Raw genomic sequence first — 16,834 nt, 5'->3', positions numbered from 1 at the left:
CTTAGTTCCTAATCAACACAGGGTTTTCAAGTACCACTGTGGTCGAAACCACTTTCCGGCGGAAGTTATCGCCACCACCACTGATGGCTCTGTCGCCGGTTTTGTCGCCCAGTGAGTAAGTCGCATTATTGGTGTAACTATTGTCAGCATTGGGCGAACGCACCAATAAAAATATTCTCAAGGCCACTATTCGCTGGAACAACTGGTTGTCCCACATCAGATCCGTCACATTCTGTACCGGCATAAAGCTATCGGCCGTGTCATCACCGTTCTCGTCGAAACCATAGAGAATACGCATGTTTTCGATACCCTCGACCAAGGGCTCGTCTACGTTCATTCCGCTGGCAGAGAGTGATTTACGGGTCAGAACCGGCACGCCGTTGTTGTCTTTAATAAAGTAGACATGGTGTTGGTATTCCCACACCCTCTGGTTTTCAAGGCCGGGATCTGTATCTTTAAAAAACACCGCCTGGCTGGCCGTTGCTGCCACCCGAAAACCACTGGTGGCTCCGGGAGGGCCTACCAGTCGTTTAATCTGAATTACATCTGTCCCTGTCATCGCTGAATTGACACAGCTCAGTGAGCCGGCACTCACCCCGGCCTCATATCCCCAAAGACGTCTGAAGTGGGCCGGTTGGCCATTGGGCAGAGTGGCATTGTTGAGCCCTTGGCCGATACAATCTGTCCCGACAGCATCATCGACCCGAGCGTTGGTACCCAGCACGAAATCTGTCCCTGTCATATCGCCAAAGAAGCCTACCTGACTCAGATCCGGCACCATGATGGCCAACGCAATACGGCCATTTTCCTGTAACTGATTGAACTGCCCTGTGGTAGTGACATTAGTGGCAGACATACTGAACATGGCGAACAATCCGAGCGCCAGAAACAGGCTGATGACCATGGCCACCATGAGTTCTACCAGAGAAAAACCCGACTGCTTTGAATTTTTCACACTCACCGCCTTAACCTTGATTGATCACTGTCTTGAGGATAAAGACCCGCCGGCGCTTACCCAAGCTACTGCCGCAGTCAGTCGTTTCATAGGCGGTGCCGGCTGTTTCCTGAATGCCTCGCCATGCCATCACAATAGTGACATTGCTACCATTGACATTCAGACAAGCGGTAGCACTGTCGAGGCCGCCGACATTCTGGCTGCCCACGGCTTCAGCTGCGCCGGTAAAGAGTTCTTGCCATTGGTAAAGATCCCAGGCCAGGGTCTCGGCAGCAGTGCAGGTCACAGTGGCGCCAAGGGCCACATCGCAGGATTTTGCAGGAGCACTTCCGCCCCCGGAATAGGGAGAGCCGTCGTCGTAATTATTCAGTACCGTGTTATTAAGCTTCATCCGATTGAGGATATCGTTGGCAAAGTACGCCGCCTGAGTCTGTTGAAATGATTCAAAGCTGGCGCGCTTTGCCACTATATGTAAATTAAATATCCCGATAAGCCCTATCACCAAAATGACGAGCGCTACCATAACCTCAATCAGAGAGAATCCCTCTCTCCGTTTTTTCATCTGTGTCAAATCTCCAGACAATGCCATGTTTTTGACAATAAATTCAGCCTATTAGTTCTTTAATATCTTATAGTTAGCTCAAGACAACAATAATACCTGTTAATGATAGTTGAGTCGAATGTAAATCTCCAGTAACAAAGAACGCTAATAAATTCAAGCCTTATAAGAGGTATTTTTTCCATAAAAAAAAGAGGCTTAGATAGCCTCTTCTTAAAATGCTTTTCACTTATATAAGCGCAATAAACCCGCGACTTCTTACCTTAGCTCCACCGGAACGGCAAACACGGTATCTTCCTTGCGCCCTTCCACTTCGGTCACCACGCTTGGCGCCAGTTTGGCTATGGCCTCAACCACCTGCTGCACCAACACCTCCGGAGCAGAAGCCCCGGCAGTAACGGCAACCTTACTGACGCCATCAAACCAATCCCGCTCGACATCATCGGCGTTATCCACCAAATAGGCCTGAGTGCCAGACTTGAGCGCCAATTCGCGCAGTCTGTTGGAGTTGGAGCTGTTTTTGGAGCCAACCACTATCAACAAGTCCACATCCTGGGCCATCTTACGTACCGCATCCTGGCGGTTTTGGGTTGCGTAGCAGATATCGTCTTTACGAGGACCTTCAATCGAAGGGAACCGCTTCTGCAGCGCAGCAATAATATCCAGGGTATCATCCACCGACAGCGTGGTTTGGGTGACAAAGCAGAGATTGTCCGGCTCTTTCACCTGCAATGCATCCACGTCGGCCGGAGACTCAATGAGATAGACTCCCCCTTCAGGGTTATCGTACTGCCCCATGGTGCCTTCCACTTCGGGATGACCGGCATGACCGATAAGAATGCACTCAATCCCCTTACGACTGGCGCGGGTCACCTGCAGATGCACCTTGGTCACCAGAGGACAAGTGGCATCAAACACCTTAAGACCGCGACGCTTGGCCTCATTGCGCACCGCCTGCGACACCCCATGGGCACTGAAAATCACTATGCTATTGTCGGGTACCTGATCCAGTTCGTCGACAAAAATAGCCCCGCGCTGCTTGAGATCTTCAACCACATAACGGTTATGCACCACTTCATGGCGCACATAGATAGGCGGGGAAAAGAGTTCCAGCGCCCGTTCCACTATGCTGATGGCCCGGTCGACACCGGCACAGAAGCCTCTGGGATTGGCCAGCAATATGTTAAGACCGGTAGATTTTGCTACTGACATATCAAAGCTCCTGCAATACTTCCAGTTCAAAGGTCACCTGGTGGCCCGCCAGCGGATGGTTCAGATCCACTGTGACAGAATCACCGGCTATCTCCCTGACAATTCCAGGTATTTCACTGCCACCTGGGCCAGCAAAACTGACGATAACACCGGGTTCCAGCGTCATATCTGCCGGGAATCGGCTGCGATCCAAGTGATGAATGGCATCGGGATTGGACTCGCCGAAAGCATCGGCAGGGGCCAAGGTAAAGCTGTGATTGTCGCCGGTTTTCAGCTTAAGAAGCTCAGCCTCAAACGCCGGGCTCAGACTACCGTCACCGATATTGAGCCGGGCGGGTTTACCGGAGGCTTTGGTGCTGTCGGCGGTCGAGCCGTCTTCCAGCAGTATATTCAGGTGACACAAGAGGGATTTCACATCAGACATCTGTGTTACTCCTTGGCTTCATTCTGCTTGGCAGCGGCCTTGTCACCGCCGAAAAATGAATCCCAGATGATCAGGACTGCGCCAACACAGATAGCCGAGTCAGCGATATTGAATGCCGGGTAGTGACTGGTTTTCCAGTAGAAATCGAGGAAGTCCACCACAAAACCGTGCATCAGGCGATCGACAAGATTTCCCAGCGCGCCGCCTATTACCAGAGTGTAAGCCAGGTTTAGACGCCACAATCCGGCCGATTGCCGTCTGAGCCAAACGGTCAGCAACACACTGAAACCGACAGCGACGGCGGTAAATAACCAACGCTGCCAGCCACCGGCATCACTGAGGAAGCTGAAGGCGGCGCCGTAGTTGCGCACATAGGTCAGATTAAAGAAAGGCAACAGCTGCACCGATTCATACAGCTTGAAGTTACCCAATACCCACTGTTTGGACAGCTGGTCAGCCAAAAAAGCCAACACAGCCACCCAATACCAGCGCAGGCCACTTTGTTTCCAGTCTGCGGGCATGTTTATTATCCTCAGGCGAACAGGCGTTGTTCACCTTCTCCTTCGATATTGGTCACACAGCGGCCACACAGCAGTGGATGCTCGGCGATCTGGCCAACGTCTTCTCTGTGGTGCCAGCAGCGGTCACACTTGGCCGCTTCAGACTTGGCGACGCTGAGCTTAAGTGATGCCAGCTCAGTTTCACGGGCATCGGCAGGTGCATCGGCAAGCGGCTTAACCACAGCCTTGGAGGTCAGCAGCACAAAGCGCAGCTCGTCACCCAGTTTGGCCAAAGCTTCGGTCAGCGCCGCATCGGCAAACAGAGTTACCTCGGCTTCCAGCGCGCCGCCGATCAGTTTATCGCGGCGGCCCTGCTCCAGTGCCTTGTTGACTTCATCACGAACCTGCAGCAACTGTGCCCAGTATTCATCACTCAGATCTGAGTCCAGCTGTACGGCCTTGAGGCCCTGGTACCATTCCTGAGTAAACACATAGGCGTCACGTTTACCCGGCAGCAACTGCCAGATTTCATCGGCAGTGAAGCTGAGGATAGGGGCAACCCAACGCACCATGGCTTCGGCAATCAGATACAGAGCCGACTGACAACTGCGACGGGCGTGACCATCACGCTTGGCGGTATACTGTCTGTCCTTGATGATATCCAGATAGAAGCTGCCCAATTCAACCGAGCAGAACTGCATCAGCTTCTGGGTCACTATGTGGAAGTTGTAGGCATCATAGGCTTCCAACAACTCTTCCTGCAGCTTGGCGGCGCGGCGCACCACCCAGCGATCCAGCGCCACCATGTCTTCGATGGCGATCATGTCTGTCTCTGGCTCAAAACCGCTCAGGTTGGCCAACAGGAAGCGGGCGGTGTTACGGATACGGCGATAAGCATCGGCGCTACGGTTGAGGATCTCATCGGATACCGTCATTTCACCGCTGTAGTCGGTAGAAGCCACCCACAGACGCAGAATATCGGCGCCCAGTTTGTTGGTTACCTGCTGTGGTGCAATCACGTTGCCGATGGACTTGGACATCTTGCGGCCCTTGCCATCCACGGTAAAGCCGTGAGTCAATACCTGCTTGTAAGGAGCCTTGCCGTTCATGGCGGTTGAAATCATCAGTGATGACATGAACCAACCACGGTGCTGATCAGAGCCTTCCAGATAGAGGTCAATTCCCTGCCCCTGGAATTCAGGGCGGGCAGCAACCACTGATGAGAAGGTAGAACCTGAGTCATACCAAACATCCAGAGTGTCGGTCACCTTGCGGTACTGAGCCGCATCTTCACCCAGGAGCTCAGACTCATCCAGATCCCACCAGGCTTGAATGCCCTGCTGCTCAATGCGATGAGCAACACGCTCCATCAAGGCCACGCTATCTGGATGCAGCTCTTCGGTTTCCTTGTGAACAAACAGAGTGATAGGTACGCCCCAGGTACGCTGGCGCGAGATACACCAGTCAGGACGGTTCTCGACCATCTTCTCAATCCGGCTCTGTCCCCAATCAGGGATCCACTGGGTTTGCTCGATTTCACCCATGGCTTGAGCACGCAGCCCTTTGTTATCCATGGAGATAAACCACTGCGGTGTGGCGCGGAAGATAATAGGTGTCTTGTGGCGCCAGCAGTGTGGATAGCTGTGACGATAGGCTTCACGGTGCAGCAAGGCATCTTTTTCCTGCAGCAGCGCCACAATTTCATCATTGGCCTTGAACACGTGTTTGCCGGCAAACAGCGGGGTATCCGCCTTGTAAACGCCGTTATCACCCACAGGATTAGCCACTTCCAGACCGTACTTCTGGCCAACCACAAAGTCGTCCTGACCGTGTCCAGGTGCTGTGTGTACCACACCGGTACCGGATTCGGTGGTCACATGATCGCCAAGAATCGCCGGCACACTGAAATCATAGAAAGGGTGCTGGAACTGCATCAACTCAAGCTCGGCACCTTTGGCACGACCAAGGATCTGATGGCTCTTGACGCCATAACGAGTGATACAGCTTTCCACCAGGGCTTCCGCCAGAATAACAGCTTGCTTGGCGCCGTCTTCAGACTCAATCTCCACCAGCACATAGTCCAAATCCGGGCTCAGAGACAGCGCGCGGTTGGCAGGTAAGGTCCAGGGAGTGGTAGTCCAGATAACCATGGAGACTGGCGCCTGGTAGGCGTCAACACCGAAAGCGGCCAGAACTTTAGTCTTGTCCACAGCGGCAAAGGCCACGTCTATAGCCGGTGAAGTCTTGTCTTCATATTCCACTTCGGCTTCGGCCAGGGCAGAACCACAGTCGGTACACCAATGCACCGGCTTAACCCCTTTGTGCAGGTGGCCGTTGTCGATCACTTTGGCAAGTGAACGAATGATGTTGGCCTCAGTGCTGAAATCCATGGTCAGGTAAGGTTTGAACCAGTCACCGAGCACACCGAGACGGATAAAGTCATTGCGCTGACCATCGACCTGTTTGGCGGCATACTTACGGCACTCGTCACGAAACTCGGCAGCAGAGATTTTCTGCCCTGGCTTACCAACTTTCTGTTCTACCTTAAGTTCAATCGGCAGACCATGGCAGTCCCAACCTGGCACGTAAGGCGCATCAAACCCCGACAAGGTCTTGGATTTGATAATAATATCTTTGAGGATCTTGTTAACTGAGTGACCAATATGAATATCGCCATTCGCATATGGAGGGCCATCGTGCAGAATGAACAGCTTGCGGCCAATACGGCTATCACGGATCTGTTGGTACAGATTCTCCTCGGTCCAGCGTTTCAACATCTCTGGCTCGCGATTTGCCAAATTACCACGCATCGGAAACTCGGTTTCCGGCAAATTCAAAGTTGATTTATAGTCGCTCATTGATCCTATACCATTAATTTAGCTAAGAGAGCTCAGCCTGCTTCATTGCTGAGTAAGGCGCGAGCCTCATCAGCGTCATTCATTATTTGTTTCTTAAGTGCCTCAAGGGACTCGAACGGTTTCTCGTCACGGATCTTGGCCACTAATTCCACTTCTACTTTACGCCCGTAGAGGTCACCTTCAAAGTCAAACAGGTGCACTTCCAACTGGCAATTTTGTCCCTGAACCGTGGGGCGAAAACCCACATTGGCAACACCATCGTATTGCTCACTGCCATCCCACCAGAGCCTGACCGCAAATACGCCCCTCACAGGAACCACCTTGCGCTTCATGGCGATATTGGCAGTGGGGAACCCCAGCGTCCGGCCCAGCTTTTTCCCATGGGCCACCTTACCACTGAGAGTATAGGGATGTCCCAATAAACGTCTGGCCTGCTCAAGATTGCCCTTGGCCAGCGCATCTCTGACCATGGTGGAACTGACCCTGTGATCGCCAACCAAAAAGCTTTGGGTACTGACTACCGCAAAACCGTGCTGTTCACCAGCAGAGCGAAGCAGCTCAAAATTGCCCTGACGAGCCCGTCCAAAACAGAAATCGTCACCGACTACCAGATACTTGACCCCAAGTTTACGCACCAGCAGCTCTTCGACAAACTCCTTGGCCGGCACTTGGGCAAACTTTTGATTGAAATTGACACACACAAGCCTGTCTATTCCAAGTTCAGCAAGCAGTTTGACCTTGTCGCGAAGCAGGCTCAACCGCGCAGGGGCATCCTGGCCGCGAAACAGTTCCTGCGGTTGCGGCTCAAATGTCATCAGGGTGGCCGGCAAACCAAAGTGACGTGCCTTCTTGACCAGATTGGCTATCACTTCGGCATGGCCCCTGTGCACACCATCGAAGTTACCTATGGTCAGCACACAACCACGATGGGCCGGCAATATATTGTGTATTCCGCGAATCAGTTCCATGAAATCAACGACCGCTCAAACGTAAATTGGCGGATTATATAACAGCTCGGCAGCAGAATCAGCCCTCAGTTCCGGGCTTTGAGCCGCCATGGACGGATCCCAAGCAGCACCAGTGCGATAAAATACCCCAGAGCGCCACCTAAGATCAGGGCAAACAAATGGCTGATTCGCTCAACAAACGACCAGTCAAGCCATTGCGCCTGCTCTGGAGAAAAGTAGAGCAACAGGGCCACCATCACGACAGTAGCAAGTAATGCCTTGATAAAAAAGATGATTGTTTGTTTGCTGACTCTATAAACACCGGCCAGATGCAAACCGCGATATAACAGGGAAGCGTTGAGTAAAGCAGACAGAGAAGTGGCGATCGCCAGCCCTACATATCCAAATGGCACGGCAAAAATAATATTGAAACCCATGTTGCTAACCATAGCAATGATGCCATAACGCACAGGTGTCTTGGTGTCCTGACGGGCATAATATCCGGGCGCCAGTACCTTGATCAGCATAAAACTCAACAAACCTGTGCCGTAGGCCACCAGAGAATAGGAAGCCATTTCCACGTCACTGATGCTAAAGGCGCCACGCATAAAAAGCACCATCAACATCGGCTGAGCCAATACAATCAGCCCCATCATGGCCGGTAAACCCAGCAGCATAATGGCACGAATCCCCCAATCCATGGTGCGACCAAAGCCCTCACCCTCGGCATTGACATGGTTTTTGGATAGAGCAGGTAAAATAACAGTGGCGATGGCAATACCAAATAATCCCAGCGGAAACTCCAACAAACGGTCTGAATAATAGAGCCAACTGATAGAACCTGTGACCAGGAAACTGGCAATAAAGGTATCCAGCATCAGGTTAATTTGCGACACAGATACCCCAAACAGTGCCGGGATCATCAGAGTACGGATTTTGACCACTCCCGGATGATTCCAGCCCCATGAGGGCCGGACCAGGGCTTTTTCCCGCAGCAGAAAAGGAATTTGAAACAGAAACTGGATCACACCACCGAAGAATACCCCCCAGGCCAGACCTATCTCGGGTTTGTCTAGGGTCGGGCTCAGCCACAGAGCCGCCGCAATAATGGCGACATTGAGAAATACCGGAGTAAAAGCCGAAACCGCGAATCGGCCACGGGTATTGAGAATAGAGCCAGCCAAGGCGGTAAAAGTGATAAACCAAAGATAGGGGAAGGTGATCTTCAACATTAACGATGCCAGTTCAAACTTGGCGCCGTCAGGCTCGTCATTGACCCAGGCCATAAACCAACCGGCACCGAACAAAGCTGTCAGTATTGGTGAAGCCAAAACCCCTATCAGGGTCACGACTGTTACCAATAACCCCAAGGTACCGGCAACCTTTGATAATAAGAGTTTGACCTCTTCGCTGGACTCTTTCTCCTGATACTGAGTCAATACAGGTACAAAAGCCTGAGCAAAGGCACCTTCAGCAAACAAGCGCCGCAAAAAGTTAGGGATCTTGTTGGCAAAAAAGAACACATCGGCACTGCTGCCCGCGCCCATCAAGTTGGCGACTACCACATCCCGTACTAATCCCAGCACACGAGAAATCAAGGTCATGACGCTGACAATGGCGCCGGACCGTACCAATTTTTTGCTCAAATATTCCCCCAGAAGACTCAAGCCGCCATAAACGGCGACAAGTCTCAAAAATTCCACTTAAGCTCTGTCACATGCCAGCATTTGCTGGTAGAATTGCGCCACATCTTACACGAGTTGGGTTGAGGATCGCCAAATCGGGTTGAATTAATTTATCTTTATGATGGATATTCAATCATTGTCATTGACAAAGTGGTGAAAACCGGGCATTCTCCTCGGCCTTTAAAAGTATCAAATCCAGTTTTTAGGAGTTGCACCTTGGCTAATAGCAAGACTGCAAAGAAGCGCGCGCTTCAATCAGAAAAGCGTCGTCAACACAACGCTAGCCGTCGCTCTATGTTGCGTACCTACGTGAAAAAAGTTATCGCTGCTATCAAAGCTGGCGATCACAAAGCGGCTACTGAAGCTTTCGCTGTTGCACAACCCATTCTTGACCGTATGGCAACCAAAGGCCTGATCCACAAGAACAAGGCTGCCCGTCATAAGGCTCGTCTGAACGCTCGTATCAAAGCACTAGCTGCTTAATTCGATACCAGCATAAAAAAAACCGGCATTTGCCGGTTTTTTTATATCTGAAATTCAATAACATCAATGACAATAGATGTTATTCAACAGCTTGATGATTTCGCGCACTTCTTCACTCTTGAGCGAATAGTACACTGTCTGGGCTTCTTTGCGGGTTGCCACCAGATTGTCTTTCCGCAACCAAGCCAGATGCTGAGACAAAGCCGACTGACTCAATCCCAGTTTCTTGTTCATTTCCCCAACGCACATCTCTCCCTCACTCAGGAGATAGCACAGAATAAATAAACGCCTCTCATTGGCCAGCGCCTTCAATAATACGACGGCATGGTCCGCTCGCTGCTGCATCAACTCAATATTCATGACGAGCCTATTCTCCTAATACAAACTCCGTCCCTAATATAGCCTTGCCTTACGGAGATAGTCGGGACATAAAGCACACTTTTTGTTAGATTGTTTTCAAAAATGGGACATACCTAATAAAAACAAAGGAAACACATGAAAAACTATCGAACCGCCCTGTTACTCCCACTGTTGATTTCTTCACTTATTGGTTGTCAATCCCCCTCTCCTTCCAATACAAATCAACTGCTTGCTGAATCATTGCAGCAAAAAGCCCTAGATTCTGACCTCGGCTTTCAAATTGTGGAATCTTTAACAGTGGAAGTCGGCCCTCGCCTGGCCGGTAGCCCAAAAGACGCCATGGCGGTTGCCTGGGCGGAGAAAAAGCTACAGTCACTGGGTTTTGACCGTGTCTATAAGGAAGCGGTGGAAGTCCCAGTGTGGGAGCGCGGTGAAGCCAGCGCCAGCATAGTGGCCCCCTTCCAACAGCCTCTGGTCATCACGGCCTTAGGCGGCAGCGTTGCCACCCCGGCAGAGGGCATTACGGCCAAGATAGTCCGCTTTGACAGCCTGGCTGCACTTAAAGAAGCCAATCCTGATGATGTTGCCGGGAAAATTGTCTTTATCGATCAGAAAACCGAGCGCCACAAGACAGGTAAAGGTTACGGCAAGAGCGTAGGTGGCCGCTCAAGAGGCGCCATAGAGGCGGCGCGTAAAGGAGCCTTGGCAATAGTTATCCGTTCGATAGGTACAGATCATGACCGTATGGCTCACACAGGTACCATGCGCTATGAAGAAGGCTTGAAGCGGATCCCGGCTGCGGCCATGTCGGCGCCGGATGCCGATCTTGTCAATGCCATGCTCAAGCGCTCTGCAGATATAACTCTCACGTTAAAGATGTCACCCGAGAACAAGGGCAGCGCCATTTCCTATAACGTCATCGCCGAAGTCACCGGCAGCAGCAAGCCAGATGAAATCGTGCTGATAGGGGCTCATCTGGACTCCTGGGATGAAGGTACAGGGGCCATAGATGACGGTGCCGGAGTCGCGATTGTCACTGCGGCCGGGAAGCTTATCCAGGATTTACCTGTAAAACCTGCACGCACAGTACGTGTCGTGCTTTATGCGGCCGAAGAGATAGGCTTGGTTGGTGGTAAGGCTTATGCCAAAGCCCACGCTGCAGAGCTGGATAAACACTATATCGCTGCAGAATCCGATTTCGGGGCAGGCCCTATCTACCGCATTGACTTTCAGGTCAATGACCAAGTGCTGCCGAAACTACAGCAACTGACCCAGGTGATGCAGCGAAACGGCGTTGCCGCCGGTGACAACAGCGCCTATGGTGGCCCGGATGTTTCCATGCTGCCGGCCAGTGGCGTTCCTGTCGCCTCCCTGCGCCAGGATGGTACCGATTACTTCGACTACCACCATACCCCCAACGATACCTTGGACAAGATAGATCCCAAGGCGCTGGCACAAAACATTGCGGCCTATGCCCAGTTCGCCTATTTGATGGCACAGTCTGAACTGGAACTGCGGCCACTGCCTGCCAAACAATAAATCACTGCCGCCTTCTATATAGAAAGCCGTTCAATAATGAACGGCTTTCTTATCTTTATATACAGGAAAACACTATGAGCTCTGTTCTTCCCGCAGGAACACTGGAGTATCAGTGCTGGACTCGGCTTCACTGTAATAATAGCCGGCGCTGTTGAATGCCCTTAACCGCTCCAGACTCTGTTCCTCTTGCTCCAATAGGTAACGAGCCATCATGCCTCTGGCCTTCTTGGCATAGAAGCTTATCACCTTGTACTGACCTTTTTTACAGTCCTTGAACACAGGCGTAATGATACGCCCGTCAACCTGCTTGGTTTTAACCGCCTTGAAGTACTCGTTGGACGCCAAATTCACTACAATATCATCCCCTTGCTGAGCCAATGCCTGATTAATGGCATCTGTGATGATATCCCCCCAGAAGGCGTACAGGTTATTGCCCCTAGGATTGACCAAGGAGGTGCCCATTTCCAGCCGATAGGCTTGCATCAAGTCCAGAGGCCTCAAGAGGCCATAGAGACCTGACAAAATACGCAGATGCTGCTGAGCCCGAGCAACTGTTTCCGGAGCAAGGCTGTCAGCATCCAGACCTGTGTATACGTCACCACGGAAGGCATAGAGTGCCTGCTTGGCATTTTCCGGGGTAAAATCAGGTTGCCACTCGGCGAATCGGGCGGCATTCAAGCCAGCAATCTTGTCACTGACTTTCATCAAAGAAGCAATATTGGCTGGAGTCAGGTCCCGACAAACCTGAATAAGCTCGCTACTATGCTCGAGAAACTGTGGCAGGCTATATTCAGACACTGCCGCAGGGTTGTCATAATCCAGGGTCTTGGCCGGTGAAACCAAAATCAGCATATTCACTCCGTCTAATTGGTATAGAACCAACTATGATACTGGGATGAAATAAAAAAACCACGCACTGATAGCGTGGTTTTTTCGATACTCTTAATCTGGATTACTCTCTGGCCATTAACACTTTTCGCTGCGAACTACAGGTTCGCCAGTCCAGATACCCTCTCCAATATGACCATCGAGTTCAGGGAACTTGCTCTTGTCAAACACAGGCTCTTTGCCTTCACTCAATTGATCGCGGTAATCGTTAATCACTCGCATGGCAACACCTGAAAGCAGTACCAAAGCGATGATATTGACTGTAGCCATCAATCCCATCGAAAGATCGGCCAAATTCCAGACCAAGGTTATTTTCGCCACAGCCCCAAACATCACCATGCCGAGTACGCACAAGCGGAACAGAGGCAACACCTTACGGCTATTATTGGAAAGGAACAGCACATTGGTTTCAGCATAAGAATAGTTGGCGATTATTGAGGTAAAGCAAAACAGTAAAATGGCAAAGGCTACGAAAAAGCCTCCCCAATCTCCAACATGGGTGGTCAATGCCGCTATGGTCAGTTGGATCCCTTTGTCCCCCTCGCCAACATTGACACCACTGAGATCGCCGGCCAACAAGATTATTGCGGCTGTCGCACTACAGATAACAATAGTGTCCATAAACACGCCTATCATCTGCACAAAACCCTGTGATGCTGGGTGATTTGGTGTAGGTGACGCGCTGGCCGCAACGTTGGCAGCGCTACCCATCCCCGCCTCGTTGGAGAACAAACCGCGAGCGATCCCGGACTGCATCGCCTGAGCCACAGTATAAGCTACCCCACCAGCAGCAGCCTCTTGCCAACCGAAGGCGCTACTGACTATCAGTTTGAGAATGGTCGGCAATTGTTCAATATTCATGCCGACAACGACCAAAGCGATCAGGATATAAGCAAAAGCCATAATGGGTACAACCACCTCAGAGACGCGCGCAACTTTACGCAGCCCCCCCATGATGACCAAACCACTGGCGATCACCAGAAGAATACCTATCCAATAAGTGGCTTTTACATCAAACCAGTAAGCCTCTTTGACATCAAATACAATTTCCAATGCCCCTGTAATGGTATTGGCCTGAACGGCATTGAAAACCAGACCAAAGGCGATGATCAAGAATACGGAGAAGAGGATCCCCATCCAACGCTGTCCAAGTCCCCTTTCCATATAATAAGAGGGACCACCACGAAACTGGTCATCTTTATCTTTTACTTTATAGATCTGAGCCAGAGTCGACTCAATCATGGCCGTAGCCATACCCAAGAGAGCGATGAGCCACATCCAGAATACGGCTCCCGGACCACCGGCGCCTATGGCAACGGCCACCCCGGCCATATTACCGGCCCCGACCCTGGCGGCCATGCTGGTGCAAAACACCTGAAATGAAGACAAACCACTTTCACAGCCCTGTCTACTGGTTGCCATCACCTTGGCAGAATGCCCCAGGTGAGTAAGCTGAATGAACAACAACCTCAGGGTAAAGTACAGGCCGGCCCCCACCAGGGCATAAACCAATAGTTTTCCCCAAAGAAGAGAGTTCAAAAAACCGACTATGGTTTCGATAGTTTCTATTATCATAATTGTAAGCTTTCCCGTGGCAAACCTAGCCCATCACTGACTGGATGACGCCAAATTTGTGGTTAAGATTCCTTCCTGAATGAAAAAGGATAAGCATCGGCCAGTTTCTTTTCGAATTATCCTACATACACTAAGGTATGCTGGCCGCGCTTGAGGGCGGAGAAAATAGCATAGGATGCTAAAATTCTCGCGTGATCAAGATCACACTTAATCACTCATGTGACAGTAAATTCACCATAAAAACACCAGAACAAGCTAGTGTTATAACCTAAATAACAAGGGCATCACAGAGACTTTCGAAAAAAGCCACCGGCTAAACAAACTTTCAAAACTTGGATGCGGGACACATTTTTGTAATAAAACTACAAATATAGTACCTGCAAGATAATCTGATTCACTTTTAGCTAGCTCAAGCGAGGCACGATATGACCCAAAAGCAAGAGATAGGTGCACTGAAGAAATTTGTCCGGGCCACTAACTTCCTGGCAACCTCACAGATTTACCTCAAGCACAATGTATTGTACAAACGCCCGTTGCAACACAGTGATATTAAGCCAAGGCTCTTGGGTCACTGGGGAACCTGTCCGGGGATCAACTTTGTATACGCCAACGTGAACAGATTGATTACCAAGCACAAGCGCCCATTCCTCTACCTGGTCGGCCCAGGTCACGGTTTCCCAGCTGTACAGGCTAACCTCTTCCTCGAAGGCTCTCTCAGCCACTTCTATCCAGAAACCATTCCGTACAACGAAACCGGTATTGAAGATATCTGTCGCAAGTTCTCCGCGGCTTACGGCTATCCTTCGCATGCCAACCCCGAAGCTCCCGGACAAATCCTTGAAGGGGGTGAGCTGGGCTACTCCTTGTCTGTCGCTTGGGGCGCTATTCTGGATAATCCTGACTTGATTGCCGCTGTACTCGTTGGTGACGGCGAATCTGAAACCGGTCCACTGGCTGCCTCCTGGTATGCCAACCGTCTGGTTTCTCCTGCCACCAACGGTGCCATACTGCCAATAGTGCATATTAATGGTTACAAGATTTCCGGCCCAACCCGTATGGGACGCATGAGCCACGAAGAACTGGAACTTGAATTCAGAGGCCTGGGTTATCACCCCATCATAGTGGACAGCGAGCAGGAAGAAGATGTCTACCTGCAGATGACCAAAGCGATGGATACGGCTTATGAGATGATCAACGACATCCAGAAACGTGCCCGCAACGGCGAAGATGTGGTCAAGCCACGTTGGCCGGTGATCCTGATGCGCACCGCCAAAGGCTGGACCGGCGTTCCCGAATACGATGGCAAGAAACTCGAAGGCAACTGCGAGTCTCACCAGGTAATTGTCAATAAGTGTGCCACCGACAAAGGTCATCTGGCCGCATTGGATGGCTGGCTCGACAGTTACAAGTTCTCTGAACTTTACTCCATCAATGAGCAGAACCAGATTGTCTTCGACAAAGACATCCAGTCACTGCTGCCCCCTGCAGAACTCTGCTGTGGCCGTCAAAAGATGAGCTATGGTGGTGAAGTAGTGCGCGCCCTCAGCAATCCTGATCTGGAAAAACTGGCCTATGGCCCCGAAGTCCCAAGAGGTCATCGTGGTTATTCCATGCTGAAAATGGGTCAGTGGATGCGCGAAGCCTTCCGCCTCAATAAAGATCAGCGCAACCTGCGGATCTTCAGCCCTGACGAAACTTACTCCAACCAGCTGCAAGCCGTGTTCGAAGCGACTGATCGCGCCTGGCAATGGCCGATTGAAAGCTGGGATGAAGATATGAGCCGCGATGGTCGGGTCATGGAGCTGTTGTCTGAAAACCTGCTGTTCGGCATGATGCATGGCTACACAGTTACCGGTCGTCACGCCATGTTTCCTACCTATGAGTCTTTCTCTCAGGTAGTGTCTTCCATGGCCGACCAATACTGTAAGTATGTCTATGCCAGCCAAGGGGTTCACTTCCGTAAGCCGCTGCCGGCTTGCAACGTGGTGCTTTCCTCTCTGCTGGAACGTCAGGATCACAACGGTTACTCTCACCAGAACCCTTCTTTCCTGGGCGCCATGCTTGAGAAACATCCGAAGATTATCTCGGCTTATCTGCCCGCGGATGCCAACACCACTCTGGTTTACACAGAACGCGCTTTCGCCGACCGCGACAAACTGAACATTCTGGTCGCCGGTAAGAAAGAGCTGCCTCAATGGCTGAGCCTTGATGAAGCCCGTAAACAAGCCAAAGACGGTGTAATGGTCTGGGACTTTGCCTCTGATGAAAACCCTGATGTCGTCCTGGCTGGCTGTGGTGACTATGTCACTCAGGAGTGTATGGCGGCATTGGTATTAATTCGTGAACTCCTGCCAAGAGTGCGTATCCGCTTTGTCAGCGTCACTGAATTACACAGCAGTGGTCTGGGTAGCCTCAAGTTCCAGGAAAAACCTTGGTTGATGGATGAGATATTCACCGAAAATAAAGGTGTGGTATTTAACTATCACGGTTATCCAAACACCATCAAAAAACTGATCTTCGATTACAAAGGTAGTCACAGATTCAGAATTAAAGGTTATGAAGAGGAAGGTTCAACCACCACACCATTTGATATGGGTGTTCGTAACGGTACTTCCCGTTATCACCTGGTAATAGACATGGCTTACAAACTATTCCAGCAAGGTGTTATCGATGAAACCCGCCACGTTGCGATTACCACAGATATGTTACAACGCTTGGTTGATCATAGAAATTATATCAAGGCCAATGGTGTGGATCCTGAGTATATCGAGAACTGGATTTGGACCCGTTAAGCTGAACCTTAGCTAAACAATAGACAAATAATTTAGTTATAAAATTGTTTGCCAAAA

At 50.9% G+C, this 16,834-nt stretch carries 14 protein-coding genes; 3 read left to right on the top strand and 11 right to left on the bottom strand.

Translation table 11 applies throughout. From position 1 onward, the window contains the following. Position 1: 1 nt before the first annotated feature. The 8 genes from N512_RS0106690 to murJ form a co-directional block, all read right to left on the bottom strand. Complete coding sequence (locus N512_RS0106690; RefSeq protein WP_025011915.1) at positions 2-961, bottom strand: PilW family protein; 960 nt, start codon at positions 959-961, stop codon at positions 2-4. Positions 962-965: 4 nt separating this feature from the next. Beyond that, positions 966-1,517: a type IV pilus modification protein PilV gene (gene pilV, locus N512_RS0106685; protein ID WP_025011914.1), complete on the bottom strand. Its 552-nt coding sequence runs from the start codon at positions 1,515-1,517 to the stop codon at positions 966-968. A gap of 255 nt (positions 1,518-1,772) precedes the next feature. Further along, complete coding sequence (gene ispH / locus N512_RS0106680) at positions 1,773-2,726, bottom strand: 4-hydroxy-3-methylbut-2-enyl diphosphate reductase (protein ID WP_025011913.1); 954 nt, start codon at positions 2,724-2,726, stop codon at positions 1,773-1,775. Position 2,727: 1 nt separating this feature from the next. After that, positions 2,728-3,150: an FKBP-type peptidyl-prolyl cis-trans isomerase gene (fkpB, locus tag N512_RS0106675; protein ID WP_025887209.1), complete on the bottom strand. Its 423-nt coding sequence runs from the start codon at positions 3,148-3,150 to the stop codon at positions 2,728-2,730. 5 nt (positions 3,151-3,155) lie between these two features. Continuing rightward, positions 3,156-3,671, bottom strand: coding sequence for a signal peptidase II (gene lspA, locus N512_RS0106670; RefSeq protein ID WP_025011911.1), 516 nt, complete (start codon positions 3,669-3,671; stop codon positions 3,156-3,158). Between the two features lie 11 nt (positions 3,672-3,682). Then, positions 3,683-6,508 carry an isoleucine--tRNA ligase gene (gene ileS, locus N512_RS0106665; RefSeq protein ID WP_028779809.1) on the bottom strand — a complete coding sequence of 942 codons (2,826 nt, stop codon included), beginning with the start codon at positions 6,506-6,508 and terminating at the stop codon, positions 3,683-3,685. Between the two features lie 32 nt (positions 6,509-6,540). Continuing rightward, entirely contained in the window at positions 6,541-7,476 is a 936-nt protein-coding gene (gene ribF, locus N512_RS0106660; protein ID WP_028779808.1) for a bifunctional riboflavin kinase/FAD synthetase, read from the bottom strand. Positions 7,477-7,541: 65 nt separating this feature from the next. Further along, entirely contained in the window at positions 7,542-9,101 is a 1,560-nt protein-coding gene (gene murJ / locus N512_RS0106655) for a murein biosynthesis integral membrane protein MurJ (RefSeq protein ID WP_028779807.1), read from the bottom strand. 255 nt (positions 9,102-9,356) lie between these two features. On the opposite strand from murJ, the gene rpsT reads away from it, so the two are divergent. Beyond that, entirely contained in the window at positions 9,357-9,623 is a 267-nt protein-coding gene (rpsT, locus tag N512_RS0106650) for a 30S ribosomal protein S20 (protein ID WP_025011908.1), read from the top strand. A 63-nt stretch (positions 9,624-9,686) separates the two neighbouring features. On the opposite strand, the gene N512_RS0106645 is transcribed toward rpsT, so the two are convergent. Continuing rightward, a complete protein-coding gene (locus N512_RS0106645; RefSeq protein WP_025011907.1) occupies positions 9,687-9,983 on the bottom strand; it encodes an ArsR/SmtB family transcription factor in 297 nt (98 codons plus the stop codon). A gap of 135 nt (positions 9,984-10,118) precedes the next feature. Here N512_RS0106645 and N512_RS0106640 point away from each other — a divergent pair, with 135 nt between their 5' ends. Continuing rightward, entirely contained in the window at positions 10,119-11,522 is a 1,404-nt protein-coding gene (locus N512_RS0106640) for a M28 family metallopeptidase (RefSeq protein WP_028779806.1), read from the top strand. A gap of 72 nt (positions 11,523-11,594) precedes the next feature. On the opposite strand, the gene yaaA is transcribed toward N512_RS0106640, so the two are convergent. Both yaaA and N512_RS0106630 read right to left on the bottom strand, forming a co-directional pair. Next, positions 11,595-12,374 carry a peroxide stress protein YaaA gene (yaaA, locus tag N512_RS0106635; protein ID WP_028779805.1) on the bottom strand — a complete coding sequence of 260 codons (780 nt, stop codon included), beginning with the start codon at positions 12,372-12,374 and terminating at the stop codon, positions 11,595-11,597. 114 nt (positions 12,375-12,488) lie between these two features. Beyond that, positions 12,489-13,985 (bottom strand): alanine/glycine:cation symporter family protein, encoded by a 1,497-nt coding sequence (locus N512_RS0106630; RefSeq protein ID WP_037474390.1) that lies wholly within the window; start codon positions 13,983-13,985, stop codon positions 12,489-12,491. A gap of 425 nt (positions 13,986-14,410) precedes the next feature. Here N512_RS0106630 and N512_RS0106625 point away from each other — a divergent pair, with 425 nt between their 5' ends. Beyond that, positions 14,411-16,777 carry a phosphoketolase family protein gene (locus N512_RS0106625; RefSeq protein ID WP_028779803.1) on the top strand — a complete coding sequence of 789 codons (2,367 nt, stop codon included), beginning with the start codon at positions 14,411-14,413 and terminating at the stop codon, positions 16,775-16,777. The last annotated feature ends 57 nt before the right edge of the window (positions 16,778-16,834 follow it).

Origin of the sequence: Shewanella sp. 38A_GOM-205m (assembly GCF_000518445.1) — a bacterium.
Lineage (GTDB): Bacteria > Pseudomonadota > Gammaproteobacteria > Enterobacterales > Shewanellaceae > Shewanella > Shewanella algae.
Note: the sequence above shows the minus strand (reverse complement) of the source record. Positions and strands in the feature narration are given on the sequence as shown.

Coding starts and splice junctions, on each gene's coding strand:
- ileS (WP_028779809.1), bottom strand. CDS start 6,508: ATGAGCGACTATAAATCAACTTTGAATTTGCCGGAAACCGAGTTTCCG.
- N512_RS0106630 (WP_037474390.1), bottom strand. CDS start 13,985: ATGATAATAGAAACTATCGAAACCATAGTCGGTTTTTTGAACTCTCTT.
- N512_RS0106645 (WP_025011907.1), bottom strand. CDS start 9,983: ATGAATATTGAGTTGATGCAGCAGCGAGCGGACCATGCCGTCGTATTA.
- fkpB (WP_025887209.1), bottom strand. CDS start 3,150: ATGTCTGATGTGAAATCCCTCTTGTGTCACCTGAATATACTGCTGGAA.
- pilV (WP_025011914.1), bottom strand. CDS start 1,517: ATGAAAAAACGGAGAGAGGGATTCTCTCTGATTGAGGTTATGGTAGCG.
- yaaA (WP_028779805.1), bottom strand. CDS start 12,374: ATGCTGATTTTGGTTTCACCGGCCAAGACCCTGGATTATGACAACCCT.
- N512_RS0106640 (WP_028779806.1), top strand. CDS start 10,119: ATGAAAAACTATCGAACCGCCCTGTTACTCCCACTGTTGATTTCTTCA.
- N512_RS0106625 (WP_028779803.1), top strand. CDS start 14,411: ATGACCCAAAAGCAAGAGATAGGTGCACTGAAGAAATTTGTCCGGGCC.
- ribF (WP_028779808.1), bottom strand. CDS start 7,476: ATGGAACTGATTCGCGGAATACACAATATATTGCCGGCCCATCGTGGT.
- ispH (WP_025011913.1), bottom strand. CDS start 2,726: ATGTCAGTAGCAAAATCTACCGGTCTTAACATATTGCTGGCCAATCCC.
- lspA (WP_025011911.1), bottom strand. CDS start 3,671: ATGCCCGCAGACTGGAAACAAAGTGGCCTGCGCTGGTATTGGGTGGCT.